Annotated in this window: 12 protein-coding genes; 6 read left to right on the forward strand and 6 right to left on the reverse strand. The window is 70.9% G+C overall.

Annotation, left to right across the window (positions count from 1 at the left end; translation table 11 throughout):
- Window positions 1-279 precede the first annotated feature (279 nt).
- From GA0074696_RS15070 to GA0074696_RS15080, 3 genes are all read left to right on the forward strand, one after another.
- The gene (locus tag GA0074696_RS15070) at window positions 280-762 is read left to right on the forward strand and encodes a YciI family protein (protein WP_231925385.1); all 483 of its coding nucleotides are present in this window, start codon (window positions 280-282) and stop codon (window positions 760-762) included.
- Window positions 762-1,976 (forward strand): RNA polymerase sigma factor, encoded by a 1,215-nt coding sequence (locus GA0074696_RS15075; protein ID WP_088961691.1) that lies wholly within the window; start codon window positions 762-764, stop codon window positions 1,974-1,976. Before GA0074696_RS15070 ends, GA0074696_RS15075 begins: the two co-directional genes overlap by 1 nt.
- A gap of 385 nt (window positions 1,977-2,361) precedes the next feature.
- Window positions 2,362-3,549 carry a zinc metalloprotease gene (locus GA0074696_RS15080; RefSeq protein ID WP_231925386.1) on the forward strand — a complete coding sequence of 396 codons (1,188 nt, stop codon included), beginning with the start codon at window positions 2,362-2,364 and terminating at the stop codon, window positions 3,547-3,549.
- A 101-nt stretch (window positions 3,550-3,650) separates the two neighbouring features.
- On the opposite strand, the gene GA0074696_RS15085 is transcribed toward GA0074696_RS15080, so the two are convergent.
- Together GA0074696_RS15085 and GA0074696_RS15090 are read right to left on the reverse strand one after the other, a co-directional pair.
- Window positions 3,651-4,232 carry a GNAT family N-acetyltransferase gene (locus tag GA0074696_RS15085; RefSeq protein WP_231925387.1) on the reverse strand — a complete coding sequence of 194 codons (582 nt, stop codon included), beginning with the start codon at window positions 4,230-4,232 and terminating at the stop codon, window positions 3,651-3,653.
- 114 nt (window positions 4,233-4,346) lie between these two features.
- Window positions 4,347-5,576, reverse strand: coding sequence for an IS110 family RNA-guided transposase (locus GA0074696_RS15090; protein ID WP_088961692.1), 1,230 nt, complete (start codon window positions 5,574-5,576; stop codon window positions 4,347-4,349).
- 475 nt (window positions 5,577-6,051) lie between these two features.
- Between GA0074696_RS15090 and GA0074696_RS15095 the strand changes: the two genes are divergently transcribed.
- Both GA0074696_RS15095 and GA0074696_RS15100 read left to right on the forward strand, forming a co-directional pair.
- Window positions 6,052-6,402, forward strand: coding sequence for a hypothetical protein (locus tag GA0074696_RS15095; protein WP_088961693.1), 351 nt, complete (start codon window positions 6,052-6,054; stop codon window positions 6,400-6,402).
- Between the two features lie 42 nt (window positions 6,403-6,444).
- Window positions 6,445-6,774 (forward strand): hypothetical protein, encoded by a 330-nt coding sequence (locus GA0074696_RS15100; RefSeq protein ID WP_088961694.1) that lies wholly within the window; start codon window positions 6,445-6,447, stop codon window positions 6,772-6,774.
- 1 nt (window position 6,775) lies between these two features.
- Here GA0074696_RS15100 and GA0074696_RS15105 read toward each other — a convergent pair whose 3' ends face one another.
- Window positions 6,776-7,249, reverse strand: a complete 474-nt coding sequence (locus GA0074696_RS15105) for a nucleotidyltransferase domain-containing protein (protein ID WP_088964583.1) — start codon at window positions 7,247-7,249, stop codon at window positions 6,776-6,778.
- Window positions 7,231-8,628: a BTAD domain-containing putative transcriptional regulator gene (locus GA0074696_RS15110; RefSeq protein ID WP_088961695.1), complete on the reverse strand. Its 1,398-nt coding sequence runs from the start codon at window positions 8,626-8,628 to the stop codon at window positions 7,231-7,233. Before GA0074696_RS15110 ends, GA0074696_RS15105 begins: the two co-directional genes overlap by 19 nt.
- Window positions 8,629-8,832: 204 nt before the next feature.
- Here GA0074696_RS15110 and GA0074696_RS15115 point away from each other — a divergent pair, with 204 nt between their 5' ends.
- Window positions 8,833-9,357 (forward strand): hypothetical protein, encoded by a 525-nt coding sequence (locus tag GA0074696_RS15115; protein WP_088961696.1) that lies wholly within the window; start codon window positions 8,833-8,835, stop codon window positions 9,355-9,357.
- A gap of 49 nt (window positions 9,358-9,406) precedes the next feature.
- Here the strand turns inward: GA0074696_RS15115 and GA0074696_RS15120 are convergent, their stop codons facing one another.
- Both GA0074696_RS15120 and GA0074696_RS15125 read right to left on the reverse strand, forming a co-directional pair.
- Window positions 9,407-9,871 (reverse strand): hypothetical protein, encoded by a 465-nt coding sequence (locus GA0074696_RS15120; protein ID WP_088961697.1) that lies wholly within the window; start codon window positions 9,869-9,871, stop codon window positions 9,407-9,409.
- 57 nt (window positions 9,872-9,928) lie between these two features.
- A complete protein-coding gene (locus GA0074696_RS15125) occupies window positions 9,929-19,288 on the reverse strand; it encodes a SpvB/TcaC N-terminal domain-containing protein (RefSeq protein ID WP_172894297.1) in 9,360 nt (3,119 codons plus the stop codon).
- Between the last annotated feature and the right edge of the window lie 68 nt (window positions 19,289-19,356).

Consider the following 19,356-nt stretch of genomic DNA (forward strand, 5'->3'; position numbering starts at 1 on the left):
TCTAGTCGGGGCAACCTGTCATCATCTGGATCGGCTGCGACGGATGCCTCCTCTTCCGGTCCGCTCAGCCAGCTAGCGGAAAAAGGCTCACTGAGCGCGTCCCGAATGCGTTCCCCAGCTCCGTGTGAGCGTCGCCGCCTCTAAAGCTGCGACGATAAGCTTTCGGATCAGCAGGCCGTCCGCGTCAGCCATCGCTCAGGGGCCGGTCCGACGGGCGAAACGCGGGTCGGAGGGATCGGCTGCGTCGCGGCGAGAGTTTCTCCGGGGCCGTGTCGATCCGTGGGCCGCTCGTTCGACGTGGGGGTGCGAGGCCGAGAGGCGGCCCCGCCGGATGAGGAGAACGCGATGCCGCAGTACATGCTGATCATGCGGGGCACCGATGAGACGAACACGGCCATGATCGCCAACATCGACGAGATGATGGCCGCGACCCGCCTGTTCATCGAGGAGACGGCCAAGGCCGGCGTTTACGTCGCGGCCGAAGGCCTGGACGATCCGGGCCAGGGCGTCGTGGTGCACTTCAGCGACGAGGCGCCGGTGGTCACGGACGGGCCGTACGGAGAGACCAAGGAATTGTTCGGGGGCTTCTTCCTGCTCGATGTCGCCTCGAAACAGGAGGCGGTCGAGTGGGCCAAGCGGGTCCCGTCGGTCCCCGGGTCCAAGATCGAGATCCGGCGGGTGCCCGGGGAGGACGAGGTCCCGCAGGACAACGCGAAGTTCGTCAAGGAAGGGGCCTTGCGCGAGAGCAGCGGCCAGATCTGATGGGTACGGCCGACGTCGAGGCCGTCTGGCGGATCGAGTCGGCGCGGATCGTCGCCGCGCTGACCCGGTTCACCGGCGATTTCGGGCTGGCCGAGGATGCGGCGCAGGAGGCGGTGGCTGAGGCGCTGGTGTCGTGGCCGCTTGCCGCTCCGGCCAATCCGGCCGGCTGGCTGATGGCCACGGCCCGGCGGCGGGCGATCGACGCGATCCGCCGCCGGACCGCCCTGCAGGACCGGTACGCCCTGCTGGCGGCCGGCCCGGCGGTCGACGACGAGATCGACCTCGACAGGATCGACGACGACGTCCTGGCGCTGATGTTCGTCAGCTGTCACCCGGTGCTCTCCCGCGAGGCCCGGGTGGCGCTGACCCTGCGCGTGGTCGGCGGCCTGTCCAGCGAGGAGATCGCCCGCGCGTTCCTCGTGCCTGTGCCGACCGTGCAGGCCCGCATCACCCGGGGCAAGAAGACGATCGCGGCGGCTGGGGTGCCGTTCGAGCTGCCGGCGGCCGGCGAGCGCCGGGAGCGGCTGGGCGCCGTGCTCAGCGTCCTCTACGTGATCTTCACCGAGGGGTCGACGGCCACGTCGGGCGACCGGCTGCTGCGCCCCGACGTCGCGTACGAGGCGATCCGGCTGGCCCGCACGCTGGCCGCGCTGCAGCCGGACGAGCCGGAGGTGCACGGCCTGCTGGCGTTGTGCGAGCTGACGGCCGCGCGCTTCCCGGCCCGGACCGGCCCGGACGGTTCACCGGTCCTGCTGGCGGACCAGGACCGGCGGCGGTGGGACTTCTCGGCGATCCGCCGTGGGCTGGCCGCGCTGGCCAGGGCATCGACTCGCGGCCTCGGCCCCTACGGCCTGCAGGCCGCGATCGCCGCCGCCCACGCGTCGGCGCCCTCGGTGGAGGCGACCGACTGGGACCGGATCGTGGTGCTCTACGAGGCGCTCGGCCGGGTCGCGCCCTCGCCGGTGGTCGAGCTGAATCGGGCCGTCGCCGTGGCCATGGCCTCGGGTCCGGCGCAAGCCCTGACCATCGTGGACGAACTGATCGCCTTGGACCGGCTCCCCGGTTCGCATTTGGTTCCGACCGTACGCGGAGAGCTGCTGGCCCGCCTCGGCCGGCGACCGGAGGCGCGCGCCGAGCTGGAGCTGGCGGCCCGGCTGTGCGCCAACCAGCGCGAACGCTCGGTGCTGCTGCGCAAGGCGGCCGCGCTGGGCTGACTTCTCCAACTCGGCCGGCCGGGATTCGAGCGCGGCCCGGATGCCGTCGATCGCGTCGGCCCGGCGGTCAGGCGCAGCGGCGGCTCTGCCATGCCGGCGCCCGCGACGATCAGTAGATCGTGTCAGGGACTTGAAGCATTGCGAGGTAGGTAAGCGCCTTGACACAGCTCAAAGAAGCGCTGCCCTCCTCGCTGACAGCTGTCCGGTCGAAGCGAGGAGGCCGGTATGGGCTCGTTGATCATCGGGATGGATCCGCACAAGCGATCGGCGGCAGAAGAGGATGGTGAAGCCGGGCGGGCATCGCGAACGTGGATCGGCGTCGCGGTCTGCGACGCGCGTACGGTAAGGACCTGGGCCACGAGTTGTCCGGCCGTACCATCTCCCGGTGATCTCCCCTCGCCGACGGCTGGTCGCCGCGTCCATCCTCTTGGTGTTCGAGGCGGTGGCGTTCGCGCTACTCGTCACCGAGTCCGTGACGGGTGCGATCGCCGCCGTTGGCTTCACCTGCGTGTCGTTGTGGGTGCATGTCGTCCTGCACGAGTGCGGGCACCTCGTCGTGGCGAAGCTGCTGCGTCTGCCGGTCATCGCGGTCCGTATCGCACCCTTTACCGGGTGGCGGAGCGAAGTGTGGGTCCGGCCGGCGCCGTCGGCGACCGCGTTGCCGCTGCGGATGGTGCTGTTCTACCTCGGTGGCCCGATGGCGAACCTGTGCACTGCGACGGTGCTCGTTACCGCAACGGCGTTGACGAGTACGGCGTTGACACGCCTCGCACTGCTCGGCGCAGCGCTTTTTGCGGCGCTGCTCGGGGTGGTCAATCTCATTCCCGGGATATCGCCCCGCAGTGACGGCCGCAACCTGCTTCGCTGGCTCTTGGCGCCAACAGCCACCCGCGCCGCGCTACGGGCGGGCTACTACCAGGAGGAGGTAAGCAGGACGTTGCGGACGATTGCCCGAGGGGAGGTTGACGACGATCGTCTCGGAGATCCGGTTCGCGACGGCAACGACCCGCGACTCGCGCTCGTTGCCTTCCAACGGCGCTGGGGCACGGGACACGCGCAGTCGTCGGCGGACTTCATCGCCGACGCCGAGCGGCTCGCGGCGCTGGCTCGCGCCGACAGCACCGATCCCATGGCCGCCGCCGCAATCGGGCAGGTGCTTACCGTCCAGTTCGGGTTGTGGTACCTGTACGCCGCAGTGGTGAACGGATCGCCGGTCGAACACCAAGAGGTGTTGGAGATCTCGGAACTGGCCCAGCTCGCCTTCCACGTGCAGCCGCACATGTTGTCCGCGCGTGTCGCTATGAGCCTGGCTCACCTGCTCAACCAGCGGCCGGAGCATGCGCGGTCGCTGCTTCTCGACATTCGGCCGGGTGTTGACCCGCCGGACCTGTGCAGCGTCGCGTTTCTCCTGCGGGCCATCGCCGAGCGTTACCTCGGCAACCACGCCGATGCCTACACCCTCGTGAGGGCGGCCGGGGGCGACTACCAGCAACTGACACGGGTCGTTGCCGCGATCCAGGCAGCCGATCCGGTGCCGCCCTTGTTCGCCCTGGCACCGATGGCCGACACGTAACCGACCTGCCTGCGCCAGCAGAGAGCGCCCGGTGCCGGCCCCTCGACGCGGCGAAGCGAAGCACCCGGATGCCGGGCGACGTCTCGCGAGCGAGCGAGGACTCAGCGGGCGGGAGCCGGCTCGGACGACGGCCGCCACTCCCGCCTGATCAGCCCGTAGACCCACGAGTCAGAGACCTCGCCGTTCACGACGCAGTCTTCCCGCAACGTCCCTTCACGCACGAACCCGAGCTTCTCCAGCACGCGGGCAGATGCCACGTTGCGTGTATCGGTCTCAGCCTGGACGCGGTTCAGGTCCAGCGTGTCGAATGCCCACCGCAGCAAAACGCGGGCGGCCTCCGTCGCGTAGCCGTGGCCCCACGCTGCATCGTCGAAGCAGTAGCCCAGCGATGCACTGCGGTAGTCCGGATTCCACCGGTTCAGGCTGCACCAGCCGATGAACACCCCGTCGGAGACACGATCCACGGCCAGCCGCGCTCCGGTGCCCCCCTCTGCCATCTGCCGGCAAGCCGTGATGAACCGCTCGGAGCGCACCCGTTCGCTCCACGGCGGCGCGTCCCAGTAGCGCAACACGTAGGCGCTGCTGTGCAGCGCGAAGAGGTCGTTCGCATCCGCGTCGTCGAAGGGACGCAGTCTAAGGCGAGTGGTGTGCAGCGTGGGGGTGGGCAGCGACATGCGCGTCATGTTCCCTCCCATGATTGGCCGATCAACCAGACATCTGATGCCGGCGACTCGCAACGGGTTTTCTCGGCGGGCGGGAGAGTGACGTGCCCGCTCGCCGGCATGAGTAGCCCTGTGTCAAGCGGTGGTCGCCAGGACGGCCTGCAGAGCTCGGTGGCGGATGGGGTCGTAGGGGACGCAGTCTTGCCAGCAGCGCCAGATCACGTGCAGCCAGGCGCGGGCGAGGATTCGTGTCGCGTGGGGGTGGTCGTGGCCCCGCGCTCGGGCTCGTTGGTAGAGGTCGGCGGCCCAGGGGTTGGCGTGGTGGGAGTCGCCGGCGAAGTCGATGACCGCTGCACGGAGTTGTTTGTCGACGGCCCAGCGGAAGCCGACGACTTTCACTTTCCCGGACTGCCTGGTCGAGGGTGCGGCGCCGGCCAGGCAGGTGAGTGCCTCCGGTGTCGGGAAGCGGCCGCGGGCGTCACCGATCTCAGCCAGAAGGCGGGCCGCTCGCACGATTCCCGCCCGGGGCAGGGACGTGAACACCTCCGCGTCGGGATGCTGGAGCAACTGGACCTCGATCTGTTCCTCCAGCGCGTTGATCTGCTCGCGCAGGGTAGTAAGCCCAGCCACCAACGCGGCGGTGACGTGCGCCCGGGCGGTGGCTTCAGGACCGGTGGTTCCGCGGGTAGCCGCGAGCAGATGGGCGTGCAGCAGCCCGGCTCGTGCCGGGTTGGGGTAGGAGACGGCGTGCAGCCAGTTCTGCAGTCTGCGTGGCGACAGCCAGTCGACCTTGTCCTGAGTCGGGAACCGAGTGAGGAAGCTCAGGGTGATGGCGGAGTCGATGTCGCGGAACAGCCCGATCACGCCGGGGAGAACGTGTTCGAGGTGGGCTCGGAGTTGATTGGCCATCGCGACCCGGGCGGCGATGAGGTCCTTGCGGGCGCGGACGGTCATCCGCAACGTGAGTGTCGCGGGAGAGTCGGGGGTGAGGGGACGCAGGCGGTGGTGATCGGTGCGGACGGTGTCGGCCAGGACGTAGGCGTCGAAGCGGTCGTCCTTGTTGCCGGCTGCCCCGTAGCGGCGGCGCAGGTGCTTGATCTGGTTCGGGGCGATCACGAAGACCGTGAGTCCTGCCTCGAGGAGGGCCTCGACGACGGGCCCGTCGGGACGTTCGATACCGACCTCGAGTACCCCGGTCTGCTGCAGGCAGCGCAGCAGCTTCCGCAGCCCCGTAGCGGTGTGTTCGACGATCATCCGTTGAACCTCGACACCGTCGGGGCCAACGATCGCGAGGGCGTGTTCAGTGCTGGCCCAGTCGATGCCCGCGGTTGGTCGACGCATCGAGGGGTCGTGTTCGACACTCATGGTGTCCTCCTTGCTGTTGCAGCAGCAGGTGGGCACCCAGTGGTCTCAGGACACGGAAGCCAGTCGCTCACTGATCGGCGCTCGACGGCGCTCAGCCCTGTCGCCAGTCATACGTGTCCTGGGACCACCGGGCCCCGCGGAACTCATGCCGGACCTCTCAGGGTCGAGCGGACGAGGCGGTGGCCCGGTGGGGACCAGGTGCGCCGACGACCCGAAATCGCCGGCACCAGACACGGTGCCCGACGAGACCGCCGACAGGAAGAGTCTGCGCAGTGAGCGGATTTACGGGGCTTGGCGGTCGCCTTCGTGAACTGGTGGTGCATGCCCATCTCGCCGCCGTGGTAGTGGTTTCGACGGTGCCGCCGGCACGGTCCTCGGCTCACCCCGGCCGGCATCGCAAAATGCAGAAGCCTCGCGATCCCGCCCGCGGCGGGGGCGAATGCGGGTGCGGTGGCGAACAGGAGAAAATGGACGCATGAGGGAGCGGGCCGGCCTGACCCAGGTGGAGTACTTCGTACTGCACGAGTCCGACGGCGACACGCCCCTGCCCGAGATCGCCGACGCCTGGCTCGCCAACGGGGCGAGGTCCCCGACGGTCGAGGAGGCCGTGCCGACGCTCGCCGGGGCGCTGGTGAGCCTGACCGCCGACGGTCTGGTGGAGGTGCGGCGGTTCACCACCTGGCCGGCCGCCTGGAACGGCGGCGTGCGGGTCGAGGATGAGCACCTGCGCGCCGAGGTGGGCGGCAGCGACCCCTGGCTGCCCGGCCCCGCCCGGATCGGTCTGCTGGTCGCCCGCATCACCGAGGAGGGCGGGGCGTACCTCTGACTCCCGCCCGGGGGTGTCGCGGCGCGGTGGCAGACTGGCCCGGTGGACGAGGATGCCGACGGGCAGTGGTACGCGGTCCGCTGCGTGTTCCACAACGACGCCGGCGAGCCCATCGTCTACGAGGAGCGCATCACGATCTGGCGGGCGGGCAGCCTGGACGAGGCGATCGCCCTGGCCGAGGCGGAGGCCGTCGAGCACACCGACGGCATCTCCTTCACCTACTCGGGGCTCGCCCAGGCGTTCCACCTGTTCGACGAGCCGGGCCACGGCGCGGAGGTCTACTCGCTGATGCGGGACAGCCACCTGCCGCCCGACGAGTACCTGACCCGGTTCTTCGACACCGGCCACGAGCGCCAGGGGGCGGTGGGCTGACTCAGCCGACCGCGGCCCGGAGCAGGGCGATGTCGTGCTGGTCGACGGCGCGCGGCGGGTAGCCCTCCCGGAAGCGCAACTGCTGGGCCACCGACAGGCAGGGCACCGGTCGCCCGTCGATGGCGCCCTCGGTGAAGCCGTCCGCGGCGTAGCCGAAGCTGGCGCCGTCCAGCCCCTCCTGGACCCCGGTGCCGTCCGGCCGGAACGCCACCGGGTGCAGGTCGACCCGCCGGCCGTCCGGCGCGGTCAGCTCGGCGCGGACCGGCAACCAGTCGACCGTCATGACGAAGCGGAGCCGGTCCAGCAGGGCGAGGACCTCCGCCTGCTGGGCCGCATCGACGGCGAGGTCGAGATCGCCGTGCGGTCGGGTCTGCCGGCCGACCACCGCGTCGACCGCCCAGCCGCCGGCCACCCAGGCCCGCAGCCCGTGCGCGGCGAACTCGGTCAGCAGCGCCGTCACCTCGTCTGCGTCCACCCGGCCAGCCTGCCAGAGGGTGCCGGCGCGCCCTGGCAGGGTGCGTCCGTGGCGGACCGGCCGCAGGTGGCGAGGCTGCACCACCGCCGCAGGCCGCTCTCGTCGAGGAACAGCCACCCGCACCGCTCGTCGGGGCACACGCGCACGGTGAGCCGGCGCGGGTCGGCCAGCAGCTCGGCGGCGCTCCAGGCGACCGCGTGCACGGGCAGTCGCAGCCCGGCGCTCAGGTCCGGCCACCACCGGCCGCGACCGTCGGCGTCGCGTCGGAAGACCAGCGTCTTCGCGGCCTCCTCGGCGTACCGGGCGACAGCGTCGAAGGTGCGCTGGTCCTCGGGGTCGGTCAGGCAGGCGTACAGCCGGGCGCGCAGCGCGCGGGCCTCGTCGAGGGCGGCGTTCGCCCCGACCGGATTCCGGCGGGCCAGGTCGAGCAGGCGACCCACGGTCACCTCGTCGGCCAGCCCCACGTGGCCGGTCCAGACCGCCAGGGTGCGGTAGCCGCGCAGCCACTCCGCGCCCGGCATCGGCGGCTGGTGGCCCCAGCCGGCGAAGGTGTTGCAGAACTCCAGCGCCGGATGCCCGCCGACGCTCCACGGCAGGGACTCGCCGCGGACCCGCACCTCGTACACCGGTCGGCCGGTCCGCTCCAGGCGGTGGTCGGCGCGCAGGATCCGCCGGTGCACCTCCCGCAGCCGGTCGCCCGGCTCGATCCCCAGGTCGTCCACCAGGGTGCGGCGGGTGCGCCGGTACAGCCGCAGCGCGTCGGCCTGCCGGTCGCCCCGGTACAGCGCGGTCATCAGGGTGGCGACCAGGTGCTCCCGGGTCGGGTGCCGGCCGACCACCGGGGTCAGCTCGGTCACCACGCGGGCGTGCTGCCCCAGCGCGAGCCGCGCCTCGGCGCGCAGCTCGACGCCGGTGAGCCGGCGCTCCTCCAGCGGCCCGTCCAGCCGTTCCCTCAGCATGTCGTCGGCCGTGCCGGCGAGCAGCCGGCCCCGCCGCAGCGCCAGCGCCCGGTCCAGCAGCCGGACCCGGTCGGCCGGGTCGGTGGTGGTGGCCGCCCGGTCCACCAGTTGGACGAACTCCACCGCGTCGACCCGGTGCCCGTCGGGCTCCACCAGGTAGCCGTCGCCCCGGGTGGTGATCCGGACCTGGTACGGGGCCAGCGACGCCCGCAACCGTCCGATGTAGGTATGCACGGCACCCCGGGCCGAGGCCGGCGGGTCGCCGTTCCACACCAGGTCGATGAGCCGGTCGGTACTGACCAGGTGGCCGACATCCAGCAGCAGCACCGCGAGGACGCACCGCTCCTGCCGCCGGCACCCCAACTCGACCGGCTCCCCGTCCCGCCGCGCCTCGAACGCCCCGAGCAGAAGAAACTCCATACCCGTCCTGACCCCCTGACCGCCCACCCCGGTTGTCACCCCGACACCCCCATCGCCCGTTGATCATGGAGTTGTTGCCACGACACGCCGGGGGTGGGGCGATAACTTCATGATCAACAGGGTGGGGGAGGGGTGGTGGTCAGGGGGTGGTGAGGGGAGGGGGTGAGGGTGGGGGCGGTTTGACGAGCCGATGGAGGAGTAGAGATGGGTAGGAGAACGAGTGTCGCCCTGGTGGCGGCCGTGGTTGCGGTGGTCGCGGGCGGGGCGAGCCCGGCGGCCGCCGAGAGCACCGGGGGTACGGGGGGCTGGGTGCCCGCTCCGCAGGGATCCTTCGAACAGCCGGCCGGGGCCCGGTGCGACTTCGCCATCCGCAGCGAGCCCGTGCGCGACGAGGTCCGCAAGCTGGTGCTGGACACCAACCCGGACGGCTCGCCCCGCCGTGAGCTGTACGCGGGGGACCTGATCGTCAAGGTGACCAACACCGACAGCGGGGCGAGCACCCAGGTGGACGCCAGCGGCATGGCCCTGATCGAGTTCCACCCGGACGGGTCGCAGACCTGGTACGCCAACGGCCCGGCGCTCTTCGGGTTCCGGCAGGACGGCGGCACGCTGCCGCGCGGGTTCTGGCTCATCGACGGGCAGTACGTGATGGAGTTCAGCCCGACGTTCTACAAGACCCTCACCATGGTCCACGGCACGACGCACAACGTCTGCGAGGACCTGGACTGATCGTCCCGCCGCGTCCCCGGGTGGCCGTCGGCCGCCCGGGGACGCGGGCTCAGACGGTCTCCTGCGAGATCTCGAACCCGGTCGGCGGCGAGTGGGTGAAACGGCCCCAGACCGGGTGCGCCGAGATCCGGGCGAACCAGTCGTCGAACGGCTCCGGCCCGCCCCGAAACCACCAGTCCTCGTGGTGCCCGGTCCACTCCGGGTCCGGCCCGAACCGGTATTCGGCGTGCAACTGGACGTACTCCTCGTGGTCGCCGTCGGCGTCGACCACCTCGAACTGGCGCACGACGCTCAGGACGAACGCGGCGTCGCCGGTCGCGCCGACCGTCGCGTACTGGAACAGCAGGCCGTCCTGGTCGGGCAGCTCGGTCGACACCTCGAACTCGACGGCGGCGAAGCGTCGCACGGCGTCCAGCAGCCGGGCCGGCGGCGGGACGGTGGAGTCTGGCGCGGCGAAGCCGCCGAGGTCGCGGAAGGCGGCCTCGGCGGCTTCGATCGGCAGTCGTCGGGTCATGCCGTCATCCTGCCCGCCCGGACCCGCCGGCGCGGGCCCGGGCGTCGGCGGGTCGGCCTACGGCCACGGCCCCGCCGCCAACTGCCTACCGATGTACGCCAGCACGTTGCGTGCCTCGGCCGCGGTCTTCGTCTGCAGGATCAACCGGTTGACCTCGGCGTAGTAGGCCGGACTGTGGGTGGTGGAGTGCACGGCCGCGCCGAGCGGGTTGGCCGAGCTGACGAACCGGGGCAGGTAGGCGCCGTTGGCCGCCTCGTTGATGCCCACCCCGAGGCTGGCCAGGTGCGCCCGGGCCGGTGCCGCTGCCTTGGCGCCGCTGGCCACGATGTGGTGCGCGGCGGTCTCCGCCGGGCGGACCACGTTCGCCGCGGTGAGGCTCCCCGCCAGGGCCTTCGCGTTCACCGAACACGGACCCGAGTTGTGGACGAGCACCGCGTCGGCCGCCCGGCCGTCGCCGGTGACCACGTAGAAGGTGTGGATGCCCGCGACGGTCAAGTTGTGCACCCGGTCGACCCGGGTGTAGGGCGCGATCCCGTCCACCATGGCGGTGCGGCCGTCGGCCAGCCGGACGACGTCCCCGAGCGCGAGATCACCAGCGTCGACCCAGGCCCCGGCCCCCGCCACCCAGAACGGGTGCTTGTCGGTGGCGGTGATGACCTCGCCGTTGACCTCCACGTCGACCAGGTGCTTCACGCCCTGGCCGATGATCAGGTGGGTGACCTCGCGGGGTCCGCGCTCACCGGTCTCCGGGTCCTCGGCGAGGACCAGGTCGCCGGTGCGGACGTCCTCGATCGGCTTGGTGCTGCCGTCGGCCATCACCACCCGGGTGCCGGCGGCGAAGCTGTTGCCGACACAGGGGATCTTTGCGGCCGTCTCGACCACCTTCTCGGCGGTGCTGGGCACCGCGCGGGCCGCGACGTCGTCCGCGGCGGCCGCCGCCACCTTCGGCGCGGCAGTGGCCGCTCCCTTGATCGCCGAGGTGGCCATACTCGCGCCGGCGCTGCCGACGATCGAGATGCCCGCGTCGATCAGCTCCGCATTGGACTTGCTGACCCCGGCCGCCTGGAGGCCCGAACTGGTGAAGGAGCTGGTCTCCTCGCCGCTGAACAACTGCCGGGCGCCGCTGATGGCGACGTCCACGCCGTGCACCGCCACCGCGCCACCGGCGACCGCGCCCACACCCGTCCAGCTCGTCGCGGCCCCGAGTGCCACGCCCGCGGCGGCCTCGGCGACACCGCCGACGAGTTTCACCCCGCCGAGCACCCTGTTCCAGGGGAACCTGCCGTCGGGATCACCCAGGCGTATCGGGTTGTTGTAGGCGTACGTGTAGAGCGCCAGGTTCATCGACGCGTACACGCCGCCGTTCGGGGTGCCCTCCAGGTAGTTCTCCAGCACCGGGTCGGGCGTCTGCCAGACCTGGGTACGCGGGTCGTAGTAGCGGGCGCCGTAGTAGTAGAGGTTGGTCTCCTGGTCGTACTCCTTGCCGGTGAACTGGTGCGGCACCGGCTGCGAGGAGTGCTCGGCGACCCAGGTCTCGCCACCGGGGAAGTACTGCAGGTGCTCGGCCATGCCGCCCTGGTCGTCGGTGACGAACCCGGTCGACCCGAGGTGGTCGCTGTGCGAGTAGTACTGCCGGTCCTCGCGGCGGAAGTCCGGCTCGACCAGCTTGGTGATCAGCTTGTCCTGGCCGATGTAGACGTGCTTGAACTCCTGGTTGCCCCGGGTGGAGTAGTTCTGGTTCGGGTAGATGTGGAACTGCGCCCCGTCCTTGACCACCCGGCTGCCCTGGTCGTCGTAGTAGTAGCGGGCGCTGTTCGGGGTGCCGCCGGCGTTGTCGCAGGACGCCGGGGTCTGCGGCAGCGTCTGGCTCTGCACGTTCTCGTGGCTGCAGGCGAGGCGGTTCTCCTCGTCCCAGATCATCTGCCGGCGCGGCTTGGGCTGCTGCGACCGGCTGATCTGGTTGCCGTTCTCGTCGTACTGGAAGGTGTAGATGCCGATGCTGGTCGGTGCGTGCGGCTTCGCGCTGCCGTAGGCGTACCCGTAGTTGTAGCTGAGCTTGCCCTCGACGATCGTGTTGCCGTTGCTGACCAGCTCGTGGGTCTGGCTCTTGCTGGTGAGGTTGTGCAGGCTGTCGTACTTCAGGTCGACCCGGTAGCGGTCGGTCTGCGGGGTACGCGGCTGGTAGCTGCCCTCCGCGTGGGTGAGCTGGTAGAGGTCGTCATAGGTGTAGCTCTGCGTGCTCGGGCCGCCGACCTGCATGCCGACCTCGGGGCCGCTGGGCGCGACCGTGTCGTTGGCGATCGACATGATGTTGCCGACGTTGTCGTAGCTGTAGTCCAGGTTGTGGAAGACGTAGCCGTTGGAGAGCTTCGCCTGGATGTTGCTCAGCCGCCGGTCCTCGGCGTTGTACGAGTAGCGGGTGCGGGTGCCGTTGCCGGTGTCCAGCAGGATCCGCTGCTCGAACTTGTCGTAGTCCAGCCGCTTCAGGTAGTCGTAGCTGAACTCGCCCTTGACGCCCCGGGCCGAGTCCACCTGGCCGCCGCTGTTGTAGTGGTAGGAGAGCTTCTCCCGGTCCGGCCAGGTCATCGAGAGCATCCGGTTGAACGAGTCGAACCGGTACTCGGTGGTGAAGCTCTGGATGTGGCTGCCCTGGGCCGGGGTGGTGCGGGTCTCCTTGACCAGCTCGCCGAGCGGGCCGTACCGGCGGTTGACCTTGCCGGCGCCGTCGACCACGTCGGTGATCCGGTTGGCCGCGTTCTCCGGCGCGCCCGGAGCCCCGTAGGTGTAGCTGACGTTGTTCGCCGGGAAGACCGGGTACCGGATCGCCTTGAGCCGGGTGTAGTCGTAGTCGTACTCGATCGCCTTAGACACCGCCGCCAGCTTGCTGGTGACCTTGCGGACCAGGTTGTTGGCCAGGTCGAAGGTGGAGGTGACGGTGCCGGAGTCGGGGCTGGTCAGCGACGTGCGCCGGCCGAAGTTGTCGTACGTCGAGCGGGTGACGTTGCCCTTGTCGTCGGTCGCGGCGACCAGCTCACCGATCGGGTTGTAGCGGTAGCTGGTCCAGATGACCGGCTGGCCGCCGGCCGGGTTGAACTCCTTCACCGCCGTGGTGATCTGCCGGGCGTCGGTGTAGGTGCGCTTGGACTTGCCGTTGGCGTCGGTGACCACCGTCTCGAACTGGGTCACCCCGTCCCGGTCCGGGCCGAAGCCGTACTCCATCGTGGTGGCGGTGCCGTCCGGGAAGGTGGTGCGGGTGGTCCGGTCCAGCACGTCGTAGCGCACCTCGGTCGGGGTGACCGGGTCGTACGCCGGGTTGAAGGTGAGGTTGCCGGCGCCCTTGGGCTCGGTCACCGGGTACCAGCTCTTCACCGCCCGGCCCAGGAAGTCGTACGCCACCCGCCCGGAGACCACCATCACGTCCTGGGGCGCGCCGTCCGGGGTGGCCGGCACGGCGGCGTCCTTCTTGGTCTGCGTGGTGCGGTTCAGCCCGTCGACGAAGGTGATCGTGTCGATGGTGTCGTCGCGGACGCCGCCGGCCTCGCGGTCGACGTGCCGGGTGACCGCGTACGGGTACGCCGCCTCCGGGTGGTACTCGAAGTCGATGGTGAACCGGTTCTCCGGGATCTCGTACGGCCCGGCGACCTGGTCGAGCCGCCCGACCGCGTCGTAGGTGTTGCGGATCTGCTGGTTGTTGAAGTCGGTGGTGGTCTCCACCAGGCCGAACTTCAGGTTGTGGGTGGCCGTCGACCGGTAGCCGAAGCTGTCGCTGATCGACTCGACGTGGGTGTTGACCACGTCGTCGTAGGTGTAGTCCAGGCGGTAGCGCTGGCCGGTCTTGTTGGCCGGGCCGGTCACCGACTTGAGGTTGCCGTCGCCGAAGTACTCCAGGTCGGTGGTGGCCGTGGTGCCGTCGGCGAGGGAAACCCGCACCTGGGCAAGGTCGCCGGTGGTGCAGCTGATCGTCGACTCGCGGTGCCGCATCAGCGTGCCGTCGCCGCGCACGTCGATCTGCTTCGGCATGCCGACCAGGTACGCCGCCTGGCAGGCCGGATCCTGCGAGGTGTAGACGATCCGCGCGTCGAGGTCGTCGGCGGCGCCCGCGTCCGCGGCGTCGAACTGCCGGGTCAGGTTGCCGACGTCGTCGTACTCCCGGGTGACGTAGGTGGTCTTGCCCGGGCTGGCCGCGCCCTCGTGGTACTTCACGTCGGTGCGGGAGTTCTGCGGGAACAGCGTCGCGGTGGTGCTGGCCAGGTCGGCCGGGGAGCCCGGCGACGAGACGTTGCGGGTGGTGTAGGTCTGCACCGTCTCCTGGTACGGCTTGCCGGCGCCGTCGGCGGTCAGCTCCTGCTCCAACAGCCCCTTGGTGTAGAAGCTGTCGGTGCGGAAGGTGCGGGTGACGCTGCGGCCCACGGCGTCGCCGTTGGCGTGGTCGCGGTGCTTCTCCACCACCGTGCCGTAGCCGCGGAACTCCCGCTCCCGCCGGTCGTAGACGCCGCCGTCGTAGTCGTAGGTGACCAGCTGCACGTCCTGGCCGTCGCCGGGCCGGCCGTCGTCCACCGAGACCTTCGTCAGCACCCAGCGCGACTGCGGCTGGCCGTAGGTGTTGCCGTCGCGGGTGTAGTCGAACTCCATCCGGCCGCCCAACGGACGGTCGACGGCGGCGAGCAGGTTGGTCCGGCCGGTCCGGTTCTCGGCCACCACGAGCTGGTTGTCCCGGGTGGAGGAGAGGTGGTCGGCGTACCCGTCACCGTTGATGTCCCGCAGCGCCTGCTCGGTACGGCTGGCGCCGGTGGCGATGTCCGCGCCCGGGTTGATCACGACGCAGACCACGGTGAAGCAGATGCCGAAGGTGAAGTAGACGCCGCCGCCCAGCTTGGCGTTGCGGTCGCCGTTGACGTCGGTGAGGCTGCCGTGGAACGGCACCGGCGGCTCGAACCCGTTGCCGGTGTTGAAGCCGACCCGGATCGGGCTGCCGGAGAGGACCTGGTCCAGCAGTCCGTCGCCGTTCATGTCGGCGAGCGTCCCGGCGGAGGAGGACCGGCCCTGGCTGAACGAGGCGCCACCGGCGAAGCCGTAGAAGTCGGTGTTGAAGCCGATGTTCAGCCCGGCGTTGGTGCCGCTGCCCTTGTTCAGGCCGGCGGGGTTGCGCCACTGCTCGGCGGCGGCGAAGGCGTACCCGAGGTTGAGCGCGACCTTGCCGTTCTCGTACACCCGGTCGGGCAGGCTGTCGCCGTTGACGTCGAGCAGGTCGAACGCCCCGTCGGAGCGGGTGCCGCCGAAGCTGCCGCCCACGCCCAGCGGCGGCATGTCGTTGCCGGACTGGGCGCTGGTGGCCGCGGAGGTGCCGGGCGGGCTGTCGTACCCGCGGCCGGTGGAGATGGTCCGGGCCGCGCTGCCGGCGCTGGCGTTGCCGGAGACGTTGGTGCTGCGCCGCACCGCGCCGTCGGGCAGCGTGCCCTTGGTGTCGCCGAGCGCGCCGTCCGGGTCGGTGTACTGCACCGCGCCGGCCCCGACCACGTCGGGGAACTGGTCGCCGTTGAGGTCGAGGAAGTCGACCTGCCCGGTGCTGTCGCCGGTGGCCAGGCTGCCACCGATCGACCCGATGCCGCCGCCGACGCTGCCGGTCAGCGACACCTGCTGCGACCGGGACAGCCGGGGCACCGCGGTCGCCCCGGCGAAGTCCTGCGGCCGGGGCAGGTTGATCGAGTCCACGCCCAGCCGGGAGCTGCTGACGCTGCTCCGGGCGATCCAGGAGTGCTCACCGGCGCCCCACCGACCGTCCTGCGGCGACGGGGTGAACGGGGTGACCTTCGGCGGGTCGACCCGGGGGTCGGCGGCGAAGTCGTCCTTCTGCGCCTGCGGGTCGACGCTGTCGGGCAGCTGGTCGCCGTAGTGCTCGTCGACCACCAGGTCGTCCTGGTTGATCGGCTGGGTGGCCCGGTCCCTGTTGCCGTTGTAGCCGACCGCGCCCCAACCCCGGTACGGCTGCGGGAACGCCCCCTCCTCGGCGGCGCTGTGGAAGGCGCTCGGCGCGCCCGACCCGCCCACGGTGACCGACTGGCCGGTGAGGAACGCGCGCAGCTTCGGGTCGGTGGTGCTGAAGTCGAACCACAGCTCGTCACCGGTGTCGGCGGTGATGTCGAACGCTCCGGGCGGAGTCAGCACCCCGTTGGTGACCTGGAAGTACCGCTTGGCCACCAGCTCGCCGCGGCGCTTGACGGTGAACGCCACCCGGGCGGTGGGGTGCTCGGCGCCGAAGGCGAAGCTCACCGTCGGCTCCACGCTCAGCGTCCCGCCGCTGGTGACGGTGTACGTAGGCTGCGGCGCGGTCAGCCCGTCGACCGGGTACAGGTCGAGGGTGTACGGCGGGTGCACGTCGATGAAGGGCTTGCCGTTGGCGTCGGTGAGCCGGTCGACCCCCGGGGCGGCGGTGTAGTAGGCCCGCGGCGTCCAGGTCAGCTTGTCCACGTCGACCGGGGAGTCGACCCGGATCCGCCACTGCAGCGTCTGTCCCTGCTGGACGTCCACGTCGAGGTTCACCGGCACGCTGCCGGTGGTGCCGGCGGCCAGCGTCTGCTCCAGCACCGGCGTGCCGTTGCGGGTGATCAGCACGGTCACGTCGTCGGAGGTGGCGCCGGCCTTCACCAGGTCGCCGGAGAGGTGCATGGTGCCGGTCAGCGGCACCTTCACCGTGGCGGCCCGGCCGCCGAGGGTGAAGTCGCGCGAGGCCTGGAACCGGTACGACGCCAGCCCGTTGACGTCCAGCGGGTCGCCCACCCCGACGTAGCTGACCTTCGGGTCCCAGGTCACCTCGTCCAGTCCGCCGTCGGCGGCCGAGCCGACCCGGAAGTAGAGCCGGTCGCCGCGTGACACGGTGACCGCGTCCACGCCGGTCGGCGTCTTCGCGCCGTCGTCGTCGGCCTCGATCCGCGCCGACCAGAGTTCGGTGCCCTCCTTCTGCACCGCCGCCCGGACCCCGTCGGCGGTACGCGACTCAGCGCGCGCGGCGGCGGTGCCGGGGGCCAGCTGCACCGCGCCCTCGACCTTGACCGTGCCGTCGTACGGCGCCACCCACCGGCGGACGCTGTCCAGCAGCGGGAACGAGTCGGTCAGCCGGTCCCGGTCGGCGTTGAACGAGTCGAACAGGCCGGTCGCGTCGACCTCGCCCTGGCCGATCGGGACGGGGGTGTCGCCGCTGACCCCGTAGACCGGGACACCGTTGGCGCCCACCCGGCCGAACAGCACGCTGGCGCCGTCGACCAGGTCCTGGATGCCGTCGCCGTTGACGTCGTTGAAGTACTGCTCGGTGGTGGCGAACGAGTTGACGTAGTCGAGCTGGGCGGCGGCCGCGCCCAGGTAGCCCTCGACGCCCAGGGTCAGGGTGTTGCTGGACTCGCCCATGATCCCCGGCAGGTTCAGCGGCTGCGCCTGGGCGGCGAACGTCGCCTCGCCGGTCGGGCCGGAGAGGTTCTTGCGGTACTTCACCGACCCGCCGTCGCGGAAGACCTTGTCGGGCAGCGAGTCGCCGTCGACGTCCACCAGCGCCAGCAGCCCCTTGTCGCTGCCGTGGCTGAAGCCGACCTTCACGCCGACCGAGCCGGACTTGCTGGGCGAGCTGCCGACGCCGACGTACAGGTGGCCGCCGCCGCTGGTGTTGGTGTTGGCGTTCAGCGCGCTGGCGTTGCCGGCCTGCTCCGGGGTGAGGTTCAACGCGGCGCTGCTGAGCCCGTCACCGGGCGAGGTCCACGGCTGCGCCCGGAACGCCTGGTACTGCCCGGCGGAGTCGCGGATGTCGTCGTGGTAGCTGAACCGGTGCCGGTTGAACTCATGGTCGTCGGCGTCGTACTGGATCACCGCGTCGAGCAGCGTCTTGGCGAACGCGCCCCGCTTGTAGGTGAACTCGTAGCGGCGGATCAGGCTGTCGTCGAGGGTGACCCGCACCTCGCGGAGCAGGTCCGCGGTGACCCGCTTGAAGCCGCCCCGGGCGTCGATGGAGGTGTCGACGCGCAGCGCCTCGCCCCGCTCGCGGTCCCGGTCGAAGCTCACCGCGTACCGGCCCTCACTGGTGCCCTGGCCGGTGTAGGTGATCTTCTCGACGTAGAGGTTGCGACCGGGCACGCTGCCGCCGGCCAGGCCGGTGTCGTCCACCTTGGCGTAGTGGTAGCGCATGAAGTTGCCGCGCGGGTCACGGACCTCGCGGACCGACCAGAGGAAGACGTTGCCCGCGTCGTCGGCCAGGCTGGCGTCGGTGGCCGGCCCGCCGGCACCCGCCACCGCCCCGTAGTGCCAGTGGATGCCGTTCTTGTCGGTGACCTCCCAGGTGTAGTTCTTCGGGTTCGTGCCGTGCCGCACGATCCGCGCGAAGCTGCCCTCGACCCGGGTGTGGAAGACCTTCTCGGCGCTGCGGGGCACCGGCGCGCCCCGATGCGCCACGGGGGTGAGCTGTTCGCCGTTGAGCAGGTACGTCTCGGTCTCCGTCGCGCCGGCGTACCGGGGCACGCCCCACCGGGTGTCCACCGAGATGCTGGGCACCGAGAGGTCCCAGCCGACGCCGGTCCAGCCGTTGCCGGAGGAGGAGCTGTAGGAGAGGCCGAGCTGCGGGGTCAGGCCCTGCCGGCCCGGCGGCACCTGGATCGGGTACGCCAGGTGGTTCTCACCCTGGTTGTTCGCCGACGGCGGGGCGATCAGGTTGATCCCGGATCCGGGGTCGGCGGCCTGGATGCCCTTGATCTGGTTGGGGTTGAACTGCACGCCCTCCGGGTGCTCCGGCACCGTCACCGTCGCGTTGATCATGTCGGTGAAGTGGTCGGTCAGCGAGGTGACGGTGTGGTTGACCTCGTCCACCGACACCCGCTCCAGGACCTGCCAGCAGGTCTGCACGTCGTCGAAGAAGTACGTGTAGATGTCCTGGGCGGTGAACTCGTCGGTGAGCAGCGCCGGGTCGTACGGCAGCGTGACCTGGATCGAGGCGGCGAACTGCTGCGGGTGCGGGGTGAACCGGTAGCCACCCCCCTTCGTCTTGCCGGTCACGTTGGTCATGCCGCTGTCCAGTTTCGGGGTCAGTCCCGGCGGCAGGACGGTGACGCCGATCCCGGTCGGCAGCCGGACCGCCTTGGGCCCGATGGCCAGCTTCGCCCCGCCGTACGAGACGGTGGTGGCGATCCCGGGCGCGACCACCTGCTGGTAGTCCGGCAGGGTCGCCGCCACGTCGGTCATCGCCGCGGTGTCGGCGCTCTCGCCGCAGGCCGGGCCAGGGGTGGTCGCCGACTGGGTGCTGGTGCGGTCCGGTCTGGGGCGCGCCACCGAGGCGGACAGTCCGGAGGTGACGAGGGCGAGCACCGCGAGGACGGCCAGCAGCCTGGTCCATCGGCTCGTCAGAGCGTGGAGGCGGAACCCGGGGAGGGGAGGATGCCACATGGTCGAGACCCCTTCGGCGGCACACGTGGGACGAGGGCTCACGCAGTATCGACAGGTCTCAGTGCCGG

Origin of the sequence: Micromonospora purpureochromogenes (genome assembly GCF_900091515.1) — a bacterium.
In the GTDB taxonomy this organism is placed as follows: Bacteria; Actinomycetota; Actinomycetes; order Mycobacteriales; family Micromonosporaceae; genus Micromonospora; species Micromonospora purpureochromogenes.